Annotated in this window: 22 protein-coding genes; 2 read left to right on the top strand and 20 right to left on the bottom strand. The window is 69.8% G+C overall.

Translation table 11 applies throughout. The features are described from left to right. Positions 1–10 precede the first annotated feature (10 nt). Genes HNR01_RS26105 through HNR01_RS26090 form a run of 4 tightly spaced genes read right to left on the bottom strand, consistent with a single transcriptional unit; the run spans position 11 to position 2,926 of the window. On the bottom strand, positions 11–658 hold the full coding sequence (locus HNR01_RS26105; RefSeq protein WP_183670771.1) for a phage baseplate assembly protein domain-containing protein: 648 nt from the start codon (positions 656–658) through the stop codon (positions 11–13). Continuing rightward, on the bottom strand, positions 655–1,773 hold the full coding sequence (locus tag HNR01_RS26100; RefSeq protein WP_183670770.1) for a phage baseplate assembly protein: 1,119 nt from the start codon (positions 1,771–1,773) through the stop codon (positions 655–657). The genes HNR01_RS26105 and HNR01_RS26100 overlap by 4 nt, the downstream gene beginning before the upstream one ends. Positions 1,774–1,776: 3 nt before the next feature. After that, positions 1,777–2,451, bottom strand: coding sequence for a hypothetical protein (locus HNR01_RS26095; RefSeq protein ID WP_183670769.1), 675 nt, complete (start codon positions 2,449–2,451; stop codon positions 1,777–1,779). Positions 2,452–2,455: 4 nt separating this feature from the next. Next, positions 2,456–2,926: a DNA circularization N-terminal domain-containing protein gene (locus HNR01_RS26090; protein WP_183670767.1), complete on the bottom strand. Its 471-nt coding sequence runs from the start codon at positions 2,924–2,926 to the stop codon at positions 2,456–2,458. 97 nt (positions 2,927–3,023) lie between these two features. Here HNR01_RS26090 and HNR01_RS26085 point away from each other — a divergent pair, with 97 nt between their 5' ends. Both HNR01_RS26085 and HNR01_RS26080 read left to right on the top strand, forming a co-directional pair. Next, positions 3,024–3,308: a type II toxin-antitoxin system RelE/ParE family toxin gene (locus tag HNR01_RS26085; RefSeq protein ID WP_309236242.1), complete on the top strand. Its 285-nt coding sequence runs from the start codon at positions 3,024–3,026 to the stop codon at positions 3,306–3,308. A 38-nt stretch (positions 3,309–3,346) separates the two neighbouring features. Next, entirely contained in the window at positions 3,347–3,700 is a 354-nt protein-coding gene (locus HNR01_RS26080) for a HigA family addiction module antitoxin (protein ID WP_183670765.1), read from the top strand. A 371-nt stretch (positions 3,701–4,071) separates the two neighbouring features. On the opposite strand, the gene HNR01_RS26075 is transcribed toward HNR01_RS26080, so the two are convergent. The 16 genes from HNR01_RS26075 to HNR01_RS26005 form a co-directional block, all read right to left on the bottom strand. Beyond that, the gene (locus HNR01_RS26075; RefSeq protein ID WP_183670763.1) at positions 4,072–6,195 is read right to left on the bottom strand and encodes a hypothetical protein; all 2,124 of its coding nucleotides are present in this window, start codon (positions 6,193–6,195) and stop codon (positions 4,072–4,074) included. Then, on the bottom strand, positions 6,188–6,367 hold the full coding sequence (locus HNR01_RS26070) for a hypothetical protein (protein ID WP_183670761.1): 180 nt from the start codon (positions 6,365–6,367) through the stop codon (positions 6,188–6,190). Before HNR01_RS26070 ends, HNR01_RS26075 begins: the two co-directional genes overlap by 8 nt. Then, the gene (locus HNR01_RS26065) at positions 6,343–6,657 is read right to left on the bottom strand and encodes a phage tail assembly protein (RefSeq protein WP_183670759.1); all 315 of its coding nucleotides are present in this window, start codon (positions 6,655–6,657) and stop codon (positions 6,343–6,345) included. The genes HNR01_RS26070 and HNR01_RS26065 overlap by 25 nt, the downstream gene beginning before the upstream one ends. Beyond that, positions 6,657–7,019 (bottom strand): phage tail tube protein, encoded by a 363-nt coding sequence (locus tag HNR01_RS26060; RefSeq protein WP_183670757.1) that lies wholly within the window; start codon positions 7,017–7,019, stop codon positions 6,657–6,659. The genes HNR01_RS26065 and HNR01_RS26060 overlap by 1 nt, the downstream gene beginning before the upstream one ends. Positions 7,020–7,084: 65 nt before the next feature. Beyond that, positions 7,085–8,599, bottom strand: a complete 1,515-nt coding sequence (locus tag HNR01_RS26055) for a phage tail sheath C-terminal domain-containing protein (protein ID WP_183670755.1) — start codon at positions 8,597–8,599, stop codon at positions 7,085–7,087. Between the two features lie 5 nt (positions 8,600–8,604). Further along, entirely contained in the window at positions 8,605–8,865 is a 261-nt protein-coding gene (locus HNR01_RS26050; RefSeq protein ID WP_183670753.1) for a hypothetical protein, read from the bottom strand. Positions 8,866–8,877: 12 nt separating this feature from the next. Continuing rightward, complete coding sequence (locus HNR01_RS26045) at positions 8,878–9,465, bottom strand: hypothetical protein (RefSeq protein ID WP_183670751.1); 588 nt, start codon at positions 9,463–9,465, stop codon at positions 8,878–8,880. After that, positions 9,465–9,806, bottom strand: coding sequence for a head-tail joining protein (locus HNR01_RS26040; protein ID WP_183670749.1), 342 nt, complete (start codon positions 9,804–9,806; stop codon positions 9,465–9,467). Before HNR01_RS26040 ends, HNR01_RS26045 begins: the two co-directional genes overlap by 1 nt. A gap of 9 nt (positions 9,807–9,815) precedes the next feature. Continuing rightward, positions 9,816–10,205 carry a hypothetical protein gene (locus HNR01_RS26035; RefSeq protein ID WP_183670747.1) on the bottom strand — a complete coding sequence of 130 codons (390 nt, stop codon included), beginning with the start codon at positions 10,203–10,205 and terminating at the stop codon, positions 9,816–9,818. Positions 10,206–10,266: 61 nt separating this feature from the next. Next, complete coding sequence (locus HNR01_RS26030; protein WP_183670745.1) at positions 10,267–11,316, bottom strand: major capsid protein; 1,050 nt, start codon at positions 11,314–11,316, stop codon at positions 10,267–10,269. Positions 11,317–11,391: 75 nt separating this feature from the next. Beyond that, positions 11,392–11,775, bottom strand: coding sequence for a head decoration protein (locus tag HNR01_RS26025; RefSeq protein WP_183670744.1), 384 nt, complete (start codon positions 11,773–11,775; stop codon positions 11,392–11,394). An 89-nt stretch (positions 11,776–11,864) separates the two neighbouring features. Further along, positions 11,865–13,088 (bottom strand): HK97 family phage prohead protease, encoded by a 1,224-nt coding sequence (locus HNR01_RS27780; protein WP_312893435.1) that lies wholly within the window; start codon positions 13,086–13,088, stop codon positions 11,865–11,867. After that, positions 12,994–14,655, bottom strand: a complete 1,662-nt coding sequence (locus HNR01_RS26020) for a phage portal protein (RefSeq protein WP_183670742.1) — start codon at positions 14,653–14,655, stop codon at positions 12,994–12,996. Before HNR01_RS26020 ends, HNR01_RS27780 begins: the two co-directional genes overlap by 95 nt. Before the next feature lies 1 nt (position 14,656). Then, positions 14,657–14,893, bottom strand: coding sequence for a phage head-tail joining protein (locus HNR01_RS26015; protein ID WP_183670740.1), 237 nt, complete (start codon positions 14,891–14,893; stop codon positions 14,657–14,659). After that, positions 14,884–16,920 (bottom strand): phage terminase large subunit family protein, encoded by a 2,037-nt coding sequence (locus tag HNR01_RS26010; RefSeq protein WP_183670737.1) that lies wholly within the window; start codon positions 16,918–16,920, stop codon positions 14,884–14,886. The genes HNR01_RS26015 and HNR01_RS26010 overlap by 10 nt, the downstream gene beginning before the upstream one ends. After that, positions 16,880–17,479, bottom strand: a complete 600-nt coding sequence (locus HNR01_RS26005; RefSeq protein WP_183670735.1) for a Terminase small subunit (DNA packaging protein Nu1) — start codon at positions 17,477–17,479, stop codon at positions 16,880–16,882. The genes HNR01_RS26010 and HNR01_RS26005 overlap by 41 nt, the downstream gene beginning before the upstream one ends. Between the last annotated feature and the right edge of the window lie 36 nt (positions 17,480–17,515).

The raw sequence follows: 17,515 nt of genomic DNA, 5'->3' as shown, positions 1-17,515 counted from the left end.
GGTGGGCTCCTCAGACCGTACGGACGGCCTGCCCGCCGGAGGTGACGGCCTGCCCGGCAATCGTCTTCGACGCGGTGACCGAGCCCTTCACGTCGACGTCGCCGTCCATGACGTGCTTGCCGCCGGCGCCGGGCCTGGTGGTGATGTTCGGGCCGTCCATCACGATGCTGGATCCGCCCTTGTTCTTGATCGTGACCTTACCCGAAGGCTCCTGCACCACGGACGAGGTGACGTTGCCGTCCTTGTCGACCGTCTCGTGCGTGATGGTCAGCGGGCTGCGGTGCGTGACACCCTTTTCGGAGAACACCGTGGACTGCCCGCGGTGATCGTGATGGGCGACGTCGCCGGGCTTCAGGTCCTTCGGGCGGTGTCTGCGGTCGGCCACGCCGATGGCAACGGGATGGTCCGGGCTGCCGCCGAGATAGGCCAGCAGCACCTCGGCCTCACCATCCTTGTCCGGCGGCAGGGGGACGTAGGTGCTGCCGTAGCCCTGCCAGTGCTCGACGTTGGTCCACTGCTCGGACACGCGAGCGCGGACGGTGAGCTCCTGCATCTTCGGCTTGTCGTCGGCTTGGACAATGGTTGCTCGCGAGACGCCGAGATAGGAGCGTCGCGCCGCGTCGTCGCCGCCGGACCGCAGCGTGCTCGACTGGCTCACGTGGCGACCTCGGGCTGGGGCTCGGAGAAGTTCGGCTCGAACGAAGAGGGCGCCTGCCCGTCCACGCTCTTCAGGTTGAAGGCCTGCTGGTTCACGAGCTCGATCGCCGTGGCCGTCTGTCCTTCGGGCGTCTGCGTGTAGGCGTAGCCCCAGAGCCGCAGGTTCATGAGCCCGCCCTGGAAGGGAAACAGCATCGGGCTCTTCACCGTGACGTAGTCGGTCAGGCTCCAGAGCTTGCCGGTCGGGCTGAGCCAGCCCTGGTAAGAGAGCGAGACCCGTAGCGTCGAGGCGATGATCGCCTGCGCCTCCATTTCGGTTCGGAGCTTCAACTCCTTCTCGGACAGCGGCATCTCGGCGAGGACACGTCGGTTGAGGCCGGGGAGCCCCCCTTCGCCGAGCGTCGTCTTGGCCGAGATCTCCGCGGCCTTCTTCCCGAACAGGTTGTCGGAGCCGGGATGCTGGCCGGTGGCGACGTATCCGGACGCGGCCAGCCATTCCATAGCGCAGTTCGCCGAGAGGATGTTCACCCCCTCCTCGAACACGTCCGGGAAGGTCGGTACGCCGCCTCCCTTCGTCCCGCCGACAATGGTGCCGTCGGCCTCCGCGCGCAGCCACACGCCGCGCTGCCGGCAAAGCCGCGAGATCATGTCGTAGGGCGTCTCGCCGTAGCGACGGATGACTTGGGTGAACGGCTCGTTCGCGCCGGCCGGCGGGTTCTCCAGCCGGAACTTGAGGCCGAGCCGCTTCAACTCGCCGTTGGCGATCTGCTCGAGCGTGTAGCCGCGGTACTGGCCGGTCCCGCCCTCAGCCGAGGCCCGCGTCGTCAGGTCGGCCTTCGAGAAGCCGGAAACCTGCACGCCGTGCCGGTTGGCGTCGTAGGCCGCCTGCCGCCGGGCGATGTAGCCCTGCGTGATCACAGGCTGGCCCGCGAGCGCGATGTCGACGCGGGTGCCGGGCGCGAGCGCCTGCAGCAGCTTCTCGCTCGGCTCGGCGCAGGTCAGCGAGAACGACCGCTGCCAACCGCCGTCAATCGACTGGGCCACCGACACGGTCAGCCAGTCTCGGTAGGTGCCGCGCTCGGTGCGCACCTCGCAGAGCAGGTCGGGCGAGGGCATGGATCAGGCCGAGAGCGCCCGGCCGACGGCCGGCATGAACAGCGGATGCACCACGTCGCGGTTCTCCGCGATCAGCTCGCCTGCGCGGCCGCCGTCGCCATAGAGTCGATTGGCGAGCGTCAGCGCTGGCACGCGGGCCGAAAAGGCGTAGGTGGTCAGACGGGGCAGCGGGCGAGCCCGCTGCGTCAGGTCGCGGGTCGCTGCGGCGTGGAGCGCCACCAGCGCGCGGTAAACCCGGTTGTTGAACTGGTTTGCCGCGAAATCCTCGGCCGGGCCGAAGGCGGCGTTGAGCCGGGCGAGCGTCGCGTCGACGTCCTGGCGGCTGGTGAAGACGGTGGCGGCCGAGATCAGGCACATCTCGACGAGGGCGAAGCGCACCGCGGTCTGGACGACCCGGAGCACCGCGTTCTCGCTGGATGCGACGGTGAGCGCGGCGGCTCGCGCCCGGTCCATGCCGTCGAGCGTGGCGCCGGCGGCGGTCGCCGCCTGGAAGCAGGCGCGCAGCGGCGCCGAGAAGGTCGAGGCCTGAACGCGGGCCGGCGCCTCGGTGGCGAGCGCGCCGCAGAGCCGGCGCAGATCGGCGCCGGGCTGGCCCGCGCGGTCCCCGCCGGCGGCGAGCAGCGCGTCGAGCACGGCTCGCAGGGCAGCGGTCCCGAGGCGGCGTTGGGTCGGCGTCATCGGATCAGACCCAATCGGCGTCGTTGCCGGCAGAGAGATCGACCGCGTCGCCGGTGGCCTGCGCCTGGGCGGCGACGCCGGCCTGCGTGTTCTCGGTCGGCACGAGCGCGGCGACGTTCGAGGCCACGAAGGTCATCTCAATGACCGCGAAGCCGCCCTCTTCCTTCCGCTCGAGGCGATTGTAGATCTCGCAGCGCATCCGCTGCGCGCCGAGGATCGGCAGGACGAGCTGACCACCGCCCTCGCGGGTCAGCACGTTCTCCAAGGCGTCCGCGTCCGCGTGATAGAACCGCCCGATCAGGTAGGCGGTGACCGTGCAACGGGTGACGCGCCGGCCCAGGTCCTCGTCGAGCGAGCGGTCAGACTTGGCGAACTCGTAGGTGAAGCCGCGCCGGCCTCCGCCGCGGGTGTTGGCCGCCACGTGGAAGGGCACGCCCCGGAACGAGGCGGGCTGAAGCTCGTCGCGCCAGGACATTCATCCCCCAAACACGATGTATCGTTCGATGATACAAAATTCTTGACCGGTACGTATCATCGTGCGATACATCAGTCGTTCAGAAGCGAGCGGCCCCGTGGCGATCCAGAGCTTTCACGACAGCCTGACTGAGACGGTGGCCCAGGGCCGGCGCCCGAAGGGCTTTCCGGCTGACCTGTTCAAGGCGACGCAGCGCAAGCTCGCTGCCTTGAACGCCGCCGAGAGCTTGGACGACCTCCGCTCGCCGCCCGGCAATCGGCTCCACGCCCTGGAGCGCGACCGCGCCGGACAGCACGCGATCCGCATCAACGATCAGTTCCGGCTCTGCTTCGTCTGGACCGAAGCCGGTCCGGAGCGGGTCGAATTCACGGACTACCACTGACCGACCGCCGCCACGCTACCGACACGGATGTCACAGCGATGACCGAGACTACGACCCTCGCCGAACTGCGCGCCCTCGACCTCACTCAGATCGAGGAGATCGCGAGCCCCATCCATCCCGGCGAGATCCTCCGGGAGGAGTATCTCGTGCCGCTCAACCTGTCGGCCGGCGCCGTCGCTCGCGCCTGCGGCGTGCCACGCACCCGCATCGAGCGGATCGCGACGGAGGAGACTGGGATCTCGACCGACACGGCGCTGCGGCTCGGGCGCTACTTCGGCACCACGCCAGCGTTCTGGCTCAACCTCCAGCGCGAGTTCGAGCTCGCGACCTTGCAGCAGGAGGTCGGGGACGAGATCGGAGGGATTGTCCCGCTCACGCGGGACGCCGCCTGAGCCGATCGGAACCAGAGGCGGGATAGCCCTCATCCCAGGTCACGCCCCATCTCGACTCCTGCCCGCGCTCAGGTAGCCTGCGCGCGGGTTGGGGGGCGTCCGATGCGGGTGTTGGTGGCGGCTGTCGTTGTGAGCTCGGTACTAACCTCGGCTGCTCTCGCTGCGCCGAAAAGCCTGCCAGCGAAGGACTGTGATGCGGCCTTCATCCGGGCTTGGCGCAACGATAGAGAGGCGGCCCTAGGCCGTCTGCCAGATCGAGCCTGCTGGATGAGAACCGAGACCGGACCTTACGTCTGCTACCAGGACGGTTGTGCAAGGGCCCACGTATACTTTAGCGGCGAGTAGCGGCTTCGGAGAACTACCGGCCGTTGTCAGATCATGTCCATCTGAGATCGCGACCGCTCAACCCTCGTCTCCTTGAACAGATCGTCCATGGAGGCGCGGGCCTTCGCACCGGGCGGGAAGCCGTCCAGCGTGATGTGCAGGCTGCCCTTGCCGCCACGCGCGACCGAAGCGCCCTCACCGTAAAACCGGCGCATCATCCGGTCGCCCGGCCGCTCGCCCGAACCCCGAACGTCGATCTCGTCGTCGCGCAGGCGGCTCATCTTGCCGGGCTCGTTCGAGCGCGGCCGCTGATGCCAAGGCACCTCGCGATCACCTTCACCGTCCTGACCGCCCCCTTGCTCCGCAACTGCTGTGTCGGATCTTGGCGACGGATACGGCGCATACGGGCCGTTCGGGATGCTGGGATCGAAGGCGAAAGTGTTGCCTGCGATGTCTTTCCCCTTGTGCCCGTGTCGACGATACCACGGACCGCGGTACCAGCTCGCACGGAAGCTGTTCGCGCCGTTCGTGTTGTCGGGCACCCCGCCTGAGGCGATGGCGCGGATGCGATCACGGATGAAGGTGGCTTCGGCTTCCGTCGCGCGGCGATAGCCCTCGTACTGCCCCGGCGCTCGCGCCACATCGTGCAGATCTCGGCTGGGCCCCCAACCCTTGGTGCCGAGCCGATTGAACATGTTGTTGATCACGGCATCTGCGCCGCCCGGCGATTTCAGCCGCGCCTCGCCCGCGATCGTATTCACGACCGCATCGCTCAGATCACGGTCCGTCAGCGTCCGCTGCGGCCGGTACTTTCCAGCGGCCTCCGGCGAGGCTGAGGTGAACTGCCCCGCACGCGCTGGTGAGCCTGACTCGGTACCTGCTGGCGCGGCAGGGTGATCAAGCGGCCCGCCGCTGCCACGTCCGGCCAAAGGACCGGCGCCGCCGAAACCGCCACCGGTCGGAACACCGGCAGATGCCACGCCACCTCCACCAGTTCCAGCACCGTAGCCGTACCCGCCCAGCGCGCCGCCCAGTGGTCCACCTCCACCGCCGAACCCGCTCCAGGCCGCCTTGTGGATCAGCGAGCCGCCACCGGCCGGTCCCCCGCCGTAGCTCTGCTGCTGGAAGGTCGCGCCGCCGTTCTGCTGGTCCCGGAGCGCGTCCTTCAGCCCCTCGCGGGTGCCCTTGCGGGTCGCGTCCTCCAGCTTCCGGATCTCGGCGTCGATGCTGTCGCGCTGCCGCTCGAAGTAGCCCTTCAGCGGCCAAGGCGCGCCCTTGGCCGCCTTGTCGGCGTCGGCGCGGCTGTCGCGCAGCATCTTGAGCTTGGCGGCCTCCGGGTTCTTGGCCGCGTTCTCGATGTCGTCGATGACGCCGACCATACCCTCCAAGAGCGGTCCGATGAACTTCAGCTTGGCGCGCTCGGCCGCCTCGCTGATGTGGTTCATGTGCTTCTGAAAGTTCTTGGCCGCCTCCTCGGTGTCCTTGTCCATCTTGCCGATGGCGGCGGACACCTCCTTCATCGTCCCGGCGACGGTGCCGGTGACGTTCGAGGCGATCAATCCGACGTCGTCGGTGCCGAACAGCAGGCGGGAGACGCGGCGGCGCACCTCGGCGTCGGGGATCTTGCGGAGCCCCTCCATGCCGCGCTGGATCGCCTGCTCCATGTTCTTAGAGCTCGCGAGATCCTCCGCGAGCTTGCCGAGGTTCATCGCTTGGAGCTCGATGAAGGTCGAGCCCTGGCGCTTGATCTCGAACATCTGCCCGGCGAACGACTTCGCCGCGCTGGTCATGGTGTCGGCCGTGACGCCGAACCGCTCGCCCAGCGCGTTGAAGGTGCGCAGCTGATCGATCGTCAGCCCGATGTCCTTGGCCGTCTGCGATAGGCCCCGAGTCTTTGACGAGAACTCGCCGATCGCCGAGGCCGCGCCCGCGATCGACAGGCCGACACCGATGCCGGCGACGCCCAGCCCCGAGAGCACCGGGGTGACGCCGCGCAGCACGCCCTCGAACTTGGACACGCCCTCGCGAGCGCCGTCCCAGTCCTTCTTCCAGGCTCCGGCCTGTGCCTTGGTTTCGGCCGAGACGTCGTGAAGGCCCTTGCGCAGCTTGGCGAGCGGGCCGGTGAAGCGGTCGTCGACCGTCGCGACGAGGCGGAGCTGGTCGTTAGACATCCGGCTCCTCGTCGGGCTCGGGCGGAGCCGGCATCAGGGCGGTGGTCCGCGCCATCAGGTGGCGGAGATCGCGCGGGCGCAGCGCGCCGGGCGCCTGCGGGAACGGCCACGCGTGGTAGACGAGGCCGAGTTGCAGGCAGTCGTCGACTACGCGGGCGGCAGGGCCGCCCACTGAAAAAAACGGCTCAGGACCGTGCCCAGCCGCAGCACGTCGCGGGCCGGGATCTTCTTGAACGCGCCCTCGGGGATGCTCGCGAGGCTGCACACCAGCGGCGCGAACTGCGCCTGGTCGAGCCCCTCCAGGAGGCCGAACTTCAGCACGTCCTCGCCGGTCGGCTCGCGCAGCACCAGCACCTTCGTGTCCTCGCCGTGGGCCTGGATGGTGACCGACAGCGGGAACTCGAAGGGGAAGTCGATCTCGCGCGGGTCCCGCGCCAGCGCGGTGGAGGCGGCGTCGCTCATCAGAGGATCTCGTCTCCGCTCAGGCCTTCGAAGCGCACGGCCACCTGGCCCTGCGCGCCGTCGATCTCGTGGGCCGACTTCGTCCAGGCGCCGCGCAGAATGTACGCCTTGCCGTTGGCGAGTTCGGCCGTGATCGTGGCGTTCTCGATCGCGTCGAGCTCGTTGATCGACAGGTCGTCCGTGTCCGAGAAGTTGCCGGCGATGAACGGCACGCGCGGCGTCTCGATGAAGCCGTGCACGCCGTCCTGGCCCGCGACGCCGGCCCGCTCGGTCGGCGAGATCGAGACGATGAGGTTGCCGCGAAGATTGTACTGCCGACCGTCCACCTTGATGAAGCAGACGCCAGCGATCCTGCCTGCCATGGCGGGAACTCCAGAGTGGGGCCCGCCGCGCGGCCGGCCGTGAGGTCAGGGAAGGGCGGAGCCGCTCAGGCGGTCTGCGGGAACTGGAGGCGGAACTGGGCCAGGATGTTCATCCGGCGCAGGCCGTTCACCACGTCCGGCGGGTCGAGGATCTCGAGGGTGTTCGGCTCGGTCGAGCGCCGCACGACGAGGTTGCGGATGTAGAGGTCCGCGTTCTCGACGAGCCCGTCGAATTCCTGCTGGCGGTACTCGTTGATGAGCTCCGCCTTCACGACGAGCGGCGTGACGATCGGCAGGCCGGCGGCGAACTTGGTCCCGTCGTTCGCCAGCATGTGGCGCGGGTACTTGTTCGTGATCGCCTGCCGTAGCCGAGTGTAGCGCTCGTCGAGGGTGGCCAGCGTGGTCACGAGCTCGAAAGCGTTGTCGGCCTGGCCCTGACTGTTCTTCTGGTAGGCCGTCTGCTCGCGCAGGATCGTCGGCACGTTGGTCGAGCCGCCGTTCAGGTCTGTGCCCTGGGTGGCGAGACCGACCTGGGCGAGCGCGTTCAGCTGCGTCTTGTTCCAGCGCTTGGCCTTCGGCGCCGGCAGGATGCCGAGCAGCGGAAGGGTCTGGAACGGCCGGGCCGGGTGATCCGTGATCGAGTAGGCGGCGAGCGCGGCGTAGGCGGCCGCCCACTCCCAGACCGGGCAGGGGCTCTCGGGCTCGAACGCCATCGGCGAGATGACGGGTGAGTTGTTCGTCTGGCCCCAGGTGATCTGGTCGGCGTAGGCGCCGCGGCGGGCCGAGAAGATCTGGCCGTAGCTCTGGCGGTAGGGACCGAAACGCCCGGAATCGGAGAAGCCGTACTCGGTGTCCCAGACCGCGAAGGTGCCGCTGTCGTTGAACGGCAGGCCGACGAACTTGTAGGGCGCGTCGCCCAGCGCCGCGATCGCCGCGGTGAAGTCGGGCGTGCCGGTACCGCCGGAGAGCAGGTTGCCGGTCGGGTAGGTGAGGGCGAGGCCGGCGGGCAGGAACTCGCCGCCGTAGCGGCCGAGATAGCTGTCCTCGAGGCGGATGTCGTTGCCCGAGAGCCCCTTCCACTTCGCGGTGCAGGTCACGACCGCGGACGCCGCGGCGGCGGTCACCGGCAGGTCGGTCGCGGCGTTGATCGCGGCGGCGATCTTGGTCGCGACGCCCGCCGTGGTGTCGGCGCTGGCGATCGCCACCGAGACGAGTTGGCCCGCGACGTAGAGCGCCAGCGTGCCGGCGACGGTGGGCGCGCTCGCGACCGTGATCGTACCGGCGGCGGCCACGCCCGCGGCAGGCTCCGGCACCGGCAGGCAGAAGACCGGCACGCTCTTCACGCCGGCGAAGAATTTCGCGAACATGCGGGCCAGCATCGAGCCCGCGCCGAACAGCACGTCGGCGTCGGCCTGGGTGCCGCAGGCGATGACCGTGTTCGCCGCCGCCGTGCCGGCCGCCGTCGGGTGGCCGGGCAAGAGCGCCCATTTCGGGCTCGTCGGCGTGCCGGCCTGCGAGGGGTCGATCTGAACGTTGGGGCCCGGGATCTTGTAGTTCGCCGGGATCGAGGTGAGGCCCATGGCGGTCACTCCTTCGGGGACGGAGCGGCCTTGGCCGCGGCGGTGGGCTTGCCCGCGGGCACCGGCTCGGCCTCGGCCGGCGCGCCCGTGTCGTGCAGATCCTCGGTCAGGCGGATCGCGCCATCGTCGCGCAGCCGGAACGTGAACTGGTCGGCCGGCCAGCGGGCCGTGCCGTCCTCCGAAAAGCCGAGGCCGGAGGGGAAGTGCTTGAGCGCGCGGAAGCGCTCCTCGGTCGCCTCGACGGCGACCGTGGCGGTGTCGGCCATGGCTTGGGGATCCTACTGCGCCCGGTCGATCACGACGCGGAGGGCGGGGGCCGCGGGGTCGCTGCCGGCAGGGCGCGCGGTCAGCACGGTCTTCTCGTAGCGGTCGGTGACGACCGGGTCGTATTGGGTCCGGAGGCGGAAGCTAATCTCCAGCCGCCCCTCGGCGAAGTAGAAGGCGCCGTCCTGCGGGAAGAGCACCGCGCGGCGCACCTTCGTCACCGCCTCGAACAGCGGGTAGCGCTCCGGATCGGTCCGGTCGCGGGAGGGGTCGACGCCGCGCACGAAGCTCGGGTCGGTCAGCAGCGCATCGCGGATCCGGTCGACGACCTCGTCGAGATCGGCGTCGAGCTCGTCGGGGAAGTCCTCGCCGACGACGACGGAGATGCCGATCGTCGTCTCGTTGAGGAAGCGCGGCACCCCGATGTTGGCCTCGTCCTCGGGCGTCTCGGTCTCGTCGACCAGGACGACCAGGAGGGCCGGAAGGTTCTCTTCCTGGAGCTGCGGGCGCGGCTGGCGCCGCACCGTGCGCACCGGGAGCCAGTCCTGGCCGTCGAGCCGCGCGATGATCGCCTCGCGGATCTTCATCGCGTCAGTCGTCATCACCGGGGCTTTCCGCGCTTCAGGACGAGCTTGGCCCCGCCCTGGTGGTCGAGGTCGACGTCGTCGATGTAGAGGCGCCCCTCGGCCGGCAGACCGCCGGCGGCGGGCACCTCCAGGCGCATGAACTGCTCGGGCGGACGCGCCCAGTCCGAGAGCCGGATCCCGAGCGTGATCACCGTGGTGTTGAGGTTCGCACCTTCGACCAGGGTGATGTCAGCCGCGCGGGTCGCCCAGATCCCGGTCGCGTCGAACGCCGGGCGCGCGCCGTCGGCCAGCACCGTGACGGGCCGGCCGAACGCAGCCATGTTCGGCCCGAGGGTGAGCGCCGCGAAATCGATCACGGGCGGATGCTACCGGGCCGCCTGACGACGGGACTTCCGTCCGGACGCCGCCGGCTGCTCGGCGTCTTCCGCCTGCTCCTCGGCGTCCTCGTCCGGCTGATCGTCACCGCCGCTTTCGGCGTCGTCGTCATCGCCGTCGGACTCGTCGTCCTGCTCCTCGGCGTCCTCGTCCGAAACCTCGTCGCTGTCCTCGTCGACGACCTCGCCGCCCCAGCGCGCCAGGATGCGGTCCGCCTCGTCTGCGTCGAGCGTCACGGGCGTACCGGGCGCGGCGTGGCCGAGACCGCGGATGGCCGGGCTGAGGACGTTGCCGGACGCGTCGCGCACCTCCGGCATGTCGCCGGCGGGATCGTGCACGCCGAGCGTCACGCTGGTGATGATGGTCTTCTGCGGCTTCATCGACGCCGGTCTCCGCGGTGGATGGGGAGGGGACGGCGCCCGTGAGGGCGCCGCCGTAGCGTCAGCGAACGGTCGCGCAGAAGGTCGCGTCGATCCAGCCGCAGACCGGCAGCGGCGCGGACTGGGTCATGAGGTACTCCGCGGACGGGTCCTCGCTGATCCAGTTCTTGGGAAAGCGCGGCAGCGCCTTGAGGGCGCGGACGTCCTGGATCGCGCCGTAGAGGCGGGTGCCCTGGGCGCCGACCGGATCGAACATCATGACCGTGTAGTCGGGCATGAACTGGGTCACGTTGCCGGCGTCGTCGGTGTAGTACTGCTGGTACACCCAGAACTCGAACTCGCCGGTGTCGCCGAGATACTTGGCCTCGCGACCCACGCCGCCGACCACCACGCCGCCGAGATCGACGTTGCCCTTGGTCTGGCGGAACGAGTTCATGATCTGCTGGATGCCGGGCGATTTGACCAGCAGGTTCGCCGACAGCGGGTCCAGCACGACCGTGCTCGGGTGGAAGCCCGAGTTCTTCTGCACCGTGGCGGCCCAGGTCCGGAGGTTGTCGAGGGCATCGACACCGGTCTCGCCCCAGCGCGCACCGCCGGTCAGCGGGACGGTGTGACCTGCGTTGCGCTGCAGGTCGACCGCGACCCGCTGCGGATAGTTCGGGCCCGAGAGGGTAAGGCCGCCGGTCTGCAGGAGCTGGCAGGCCATGTGCTCCTCGCGACGGGTGATCTGGTCGTCCTGGATCCGCAGGGTATCCAGGATGGTCGCGTCGCGGCGCTCGGCCGGGGACATCTCGCCGAGCAGACGCTCCCCGGGGCGACGGCGCAGCATGCGGTTCGGCTCGATGACGTGCTTGGGCTTCACGTAGCCGGGCACGAGGCTCGACGCGTTGAAGCCGCGCAGGCGCTCGGCCTGGCCAACGTCGCCGGGATGCACGAGCGGGGCGAGGCGGCGGGCGCGCTCGACCTTGTCGAAGTAGACCTCCTCCGTCTCGAACACCTGCTCCATGCCAAACACGAGGTTCCACAGGAAGGGATTCGGGCGGTCGATGACGCCGTAGGCGCCGAGCAGGAACGCGGTGGAGTAGACGGAGGTGTTGTCGAGAGCAGCCACGGGCGGTTCTCCAAAAGAGAAGGGCGCCCGAGGCGCCCTGTGATCAGATCAGCGGATGGATGGGGCCGGGATCGCTCAGGCGACCGTGCCGACGGACTTCACGTAGATGGAGACCTTGGCCTGCCGGAAGGCAGCCTCCAGGGTGGCGATCGTCCACGAGGCGTCGAGGATCATCACCTCGCCGGCGTACTCGCCGGTGAAGTAGGCCTTGGCTCCCTGGTCGGCGGTCGAGGCGTCCACCTCGTGCAGCAGGATCGCGTCGGGCACCTGCGAACCGTCGGTCGCGGTCTTCACGCACGGCACGTACTTGTCGCTCGCCGTGACGCGGCCGAGCACGGTGCCGCGCTTGAGCGGCGCGCCGGCCTGGTTTGCACCGGTGGCGATGGTGATCGGACGGGTCGCCCGCGGGAAGTCGCCGGCGTAGAGCGCGGTCGGGTGGAAGTTCGTGAACACGGTCATCGGAACGGAGCCTCTCGTGGGCCGCCGTCATGGCCGGCCGGAGCGGTAGGGGGGGGGCCGCGCGGGTGGTCCCGCGCAACCGTGCGGGATCAGGCGGCCTTGGCCGGCTTGCCGGCGACGCGGCGCCAGTGGGCCTCACCCTCGGAGAGATCGCGCTGCTCGCGACCCTGACGGCCGCTGGAACGCTCGCGCGAGATCTCCTCGGAGCCGTTGCCGGCGAAGGTCGCGTTGCCGCGCTTCTCCTGGTTCTTGAGCATGCGCTCGAGCACGAGCTCGCCGAAGCGCTTGGCCGAGGTGCCCTGATCGATGTGCTTGCGGCCCATCTTCGGGAGGCCGGCGCGTTCGGCCATCTCGGTGATGGAGGCCATGCGCTTGCGCTCGGCCTTCACGGCCGCTTCGGCGGCGCGGCGGGCGGCGGCGGTGGTCGCCGAGCGCTCGCCCTCGTCCTCCTCGTCACCGTCCTCGGAGCGCTCCTCGTCCTCCTCGTCGTCGCCGTCGCGCTCGTCGTCGCTGCCGCCGTCGCCGTTCTCGGACTCGTCCTCGTCGCGCTCCTCCTCGGTGTCCTCGTCGCGCTCCTCGTCCTCGGACTCAGTCTCGGCCTCGTCCTCGTCGCGGGCGGCGGCGCGCAGCGCGGCCTTGCGCTCCTCGGCCTTGCGCTTCTTCTCGGCCTCGACCTCGGTGGTCTTGGCGGTGCGGGCGCCCTTGGGGGCGGCGTTCTTCAGGGTACGGCTGGCCATGGGGGTCTCCGAGGTGGCCGGGGTGTTCGGCCGGGAGGCCGGGCTTCGGGTCACGATCAGGCAGGAGGAGCGGGTCTGTGCCTCGCCCTCGTCGCCCTCAGCGGACCGGATCTGCGAGCCGGCATCGGCCGGCACGGGGACGGCGCTGATCTCCAGCGGCTCCCAATCGACGACCTCGTGGCGGGCCACACTGCCGTCGTCGGCTTCGGTCTTGACCACCTTGTGGAGCCAGTAGCCGACCGAGATGTTGCGGATCACGCCTTCGCGGATCTTCTGGACGGTGTCGGCCACGCCGGGGGCGGCCGAGAGCAGGATCGTCGCCACGCCGCGCCCGTCCTCGATCTTGGCGGTGCCGGGCACCACCGAGCCGATGACGTTGTCGAGGCAGTAGGTCGAGTGGGTGTCGACGAAGGGCGCGCCGGCGTTCAGCCGCTCCAAGCGGACGGCGCCGGGCTCCAGCGACAGGACCTCGTCGTACTCTTCACCGTCCCACCACGAGTAGCGGCGGACGCTCGCTCCCGTGGTCCAGACGATCTCGATCGTGTTCGAGTCCGCGTCGAAGCTGTCGGGCTGCACGCGGGCGTCGCGGTGCACGGGTGGCAGCCGCACGACCTCCTCCGCGCCCTTGCGCGCCCCGGTTCGGGCGGGAGAGCTCCGGCTCTTCCCCGGGCGCGGATTTCTGGACGGGCTGGTAGAGACCGGCAACGCTGGTGCGCCGCGGGTCCGAGTCGAGGACGATGCCGAGGTCATCGAGCTTCACATTCCAGTCGTGGAGTTCGTCGAGCACGTCGTCGGGATTGCGCCCGCTCTCGGCCACCACGTCCTGCCAGGACCGGAAGCCGTTCCGGACCGACAGCGACGCCGCCTGGGCGTCGGCCATCGGATCGACCCACTCGAATTTCGGGGGCGCCCACTGCACCGGGATCACCGGCGCATCGATGACACCGGCGAGGTAGGCGGTTTCGCACCACCACTCCCAGATCGGCTGAAGCGCCATCTGGATCAGGATGTGCCACTGCACGGTGCGCACGAGGCGACGGAACTCGACGAGGCCGCCGCGCATGGACGAGAAATTGACCTGGGACAGGTCCCCCGAGACGAGCTCGTAGGGCATCCGGTAGGCCGCCGCGATCGTCTGCAGCGCGGCCACCTTGTACTCGCCGTAGCCGCCCACCGCGGTGGGGGCGTTGAACTTCACGTCCTTGCCGCCGCGCAGCCGCGCGATCATGCCCGGCTCGAAGCGCTCGACCTCGTTACCGTCGGCGTCGAGCACCGCCGGCGCGATCGTCTCGTCGGTCTCGTCCTCGGCGTTGATGACAAAGCCGACCGTGCAGGCCTCGACCTTTTTGCGGACGATCTCGGCAAGCTCGTAGTCGGCGAGCAGCTGCAAGGACTCGATCGCCGGCGTGCCCCACGGGACGCCCCGGGTCTGGGTCCGCTGCTGCTCGTAGACGTGGAGCACCTCGTCAGCCGGCACCGGAGCCGAGACCATCGGCAGCCCGGTGTTGATCCAGAGGTTGCCGGGGTGCTGCGGGTAGAGCCAGTAAGCCAGACGCTTCTGCGTCTCGATGCTGATCTCGACGCCCTGGATCGCCATGGCGCCCTGGGTCAGCATCCCATTGCGGAACGGGTCGAGGAAGTCGGCCTCGAGGACCTGGAGTTCGAGCGGCACGTCGCGCGGGCCGGTCTGACGCCGAAGCCGCTTGCGCAGCAGGACCTCGCCACCCTCGATCATCTCGCGGCAGAGCAGGGTCTGGATGCCATAGAAATCGAGCTGGCCGCCGGCGTCGCAACGGAAGGCCCAGTTGTTGAAGGCCCTCCGGATCTGCTTGTCGCGCGCGGGCGAGCCGGTGACCGGGCGGGGCACGATGCCTTCGCCGACGATGTTCGAGACGAGCGACCCGACGGCCTTGGCCGCGAACGGGTTGTTGCGCACCAGGTGGCGTGAGCGGTCGCGCAGGGTGCGCGCCTTCCCGAAGATCTCGGTGTCGGCCGAGGAATTGCGCGTCAGCCACGTATCATGGTGGCGCGACGGCGCGGCCGCCTCGTAGCTCCGGCGCCCGGCCCGCGGCGCAGGTGCCGCGATCTCGGGCTCCGGACCGCGCTCGATCAGGCCGGGCTTGGCCCAGGGGGTGCCGCCCATCTCAGTAGCCGTAGCCCGGACCGCGGGTGCGGTAGCCCCGCGAGAAGCCGGCAAAGCCGGCCACCGCCCGGCCCCGGCCCGCGGCCTTGGCATCCTGTCGCTTCAGGTAAGCGATGGTCTGGATCATCTCCTCGAGGGAGCGGTAGCTCGCGCTCTTGCCCTCGTAGGACGCGGAGGTGACGCCCTGCGCCAGCGCAGCCTCCATCGCCGCGATCTGGGCGGTGTGGTCTACAGCCATGAGGAGCGCCTTCTGGGCGGGGTGGCGGCGCGAGGCGCCAGGGGCGGCGTCGGCGGAGCGGACGGGCGAGCGGTCGGCGGCGGAACGGTCGGCAACGCATCCGCTGCCGGGCTCTCCGCCTTGCCCGGTTCCGCCTCATCGCGCTCGGGCATGCGGCCCATCGCGACGTAGCGGCCGGACATCGCCTGCAGGCCGCAGACGGCGACGTAGGCGTACACGAAGCACACGCCCGCCTCGCGCGGGACCTTGGGCTTCTCCCACTCGGTGAAGCCCTGCCGTCGGACGACGAGCTTCTCGCGGGTGAGCTGTTCGAAGTACTCGGTGTCGATCGGGCGGCTGCCGGCGGCAGGCTCGACCGGGAAGTGGACGTGGCGCGGGCCGGTGTCGATTACCGCGAGCGAGCCGTAGGCGAAGTCGCGGGCCGCGTTGCCGCCGACCATGTACCAGGACGAGCCGAGCTTCGAGGACGGCAGGCGAGGCCAGACCTTGGTGCGCGCGCCGCGCGCCTCGGACTTGCCCTTGATCGCCCAGATCCGGCGCTTCCGGCGCTCGGTGCAGAAGGCATAGGTCTCGGCGGTGTGGTGACCGCCCGAGTCGATGGCCGCGGCGCGTACCCGCAACTCGGTGCCATCGGCCTTCCGGAAGGTCCGGCGCAACAGCGTGTCGAGTTGGCGCCAGACCTCGGGCTCGGCCGGATCGCCCGGCAGCACGAAGTGGCCGATCAGCGCGCATTCGAGCCCGGGGCCCCAGCCCCAGACCGCGCCCTCGATGCGGGCGTTGGCGCCGGACTGGACGTCGCCGCCGAACGTCAGGAACGAGACCCAGTCCGGGACCTCGGCGCCGTACTCCTCAAGCCGCTCCAGGAAGGAGGAGGGCTTCACCTCGTGGCCGAAGGTCGCCCGGTAGGGCCGACCGAGTCGGAGGTTCACGAAGGGCTGGATCAGCGAGAGCGGATCGTCCTGCGCCTCGAGCCATTCCTGCACGATCACGGGCCAGGCCGCGTTCGCGTTGAGCGACATGCCGGTCCAGAGGTGGAAGCCGACATGACCGGGCGTGCGCGGCGTCGCGGTCGCCCGCCACTCGCCATGGGCGTCCATCCAGACCTTGTGGGTCTCGTGGATGATGCAGCCGCAGGTGCCCTGGTACCAAACGTCCTTCAGCGACCCATCGTCGTGCAGGTCCCACTTCACGCCGTGCAGCGTGTCCTTGCCGCCCCAGTCGAGATACTGCCAGCCGTCGAGCTCGCCCGCGGCCTCGGAGCAGTGCGGGCAGGGGACGAAGTAGCGGCGCTGATCGCTCGCCAGCCACAGCTTCCAGACCCGGCTCGTTTCCTCAATGAGCGGCGTCGACCCCCGGACCTGCTTGCGGTTGTAAAATGTCTCTCCGCGCGTCCAGAACAACTTGAGCTTGTCGCCCTGGGTCTTGGCGCCGGGCGTCCAGCCGTCGCCGTCGATCTCGTCGGCGAACATGAAGCGGGCCGAGTAGCGCCGGAACGCGTCGTCCGAGGCGGCGCCGACGACCCGAACCAGGGCACCGTTCGCCATCTGGTAGAAGGTCGCCTTGTCCTTCTTCTCGCCGGCGCGGGCCGGGCGGAGCAGGCGGGCGAGCACCGGGGTCTCCCGAAGCATCGGCCCGATCTCGGTGCCGCCGAACTCTTCCGCGTCGTCCTCGACCGGCTGCGCAACCGCGCACAGGGTCGGGTCTTGGTGCAGGTGGTAGCCGATCGCCAGCGTGGCGAGCCGGGTGTAGCCGACGCGGGCCGCCTTCAGCACGGTGACCAGCGGCACCGTCGGGTCGCACATCGCGTCGAGGAGACCGCGCTGGTAGCCGTAGAGGGTGACCGGGCCGCTCTCGGCGCCGGTGCTCTTCGGGATCCGCCCGTGCTCTTCGGCCCAGGCCGAGCCGCTCATCAGCGCCTTGAAGGCGAGCGCCTCGTCGAAGAGGACGTCGAGCTCGGTGCGTAGCGCGACGCGCCCGTCCGGGTAATCACCCCTCCGATGAAGGTTGATCCGATCCGCCGGCGTCATGATCCGTGTCGCGTTTGGCGAACCAGCGCAGCGCGATCTCCTCGCGCGCCGCCGTGAAGGCCCGGTTCATTTCGGTCTGGGCCATGGCCTCGATCTCCGAGGCGTTGGTCATCGTGGTCGCGCGGGCGGCGACCTTGGCCGCCATGTTCGCGAGCCCGGTCTTCAGGACCTGGCAGAAGGTCGCCATGTCGGCGACGGCATCGTGCCGGGAGACAACGGAGCGGAGCGCCTCGTCCGCGCTGATCTCGGCGGTGATGGCGTTCGCCACCGCGCGGCGGCGGTCGGCCTCTTCCTTGGTGATGAGCCCGGCGTCGCCCTGGTAGCCGGCGACCGCGCTCTGTACGGATCGCGAGATCCGCCATTCGACGATCTCGGGAAGCGAAAGCTCCCACTCGATTCCGCGGTCACGGTCGGCGCGCTGGACGACCGGGCAGCCCTCGTCGATCCACTTCGCCACCGTGTTGCGGTGGACGTCGAGGAGCGCCGCGATCCGCTTCTGGCTGAAGGGGCCGCGCAGCTCGTCGGCCCCGATCGCGGAGGGGGGTGCTGACGCTGCCATTGATTTCAAAAATTCTCAGAGGGTGAACCGCCGGGG

Origin of the sequence: Methylorubrum rhodesianum (genome assembly GCF_014199985.1) — a bacterium.
In the GTDB taxonomy this organism is placed as follows: Bacteria; Pseudomonadota; Alphaproteobacteria; order Rhizobiales; family Beijerinckiaceae; genus Methylobacterium; species Methylobacterium rhodesianum.
Note: the sequence above shows the minus strand (reverse complement) of the source record. Positions and strands in the feature narration are given on the sequence as shown.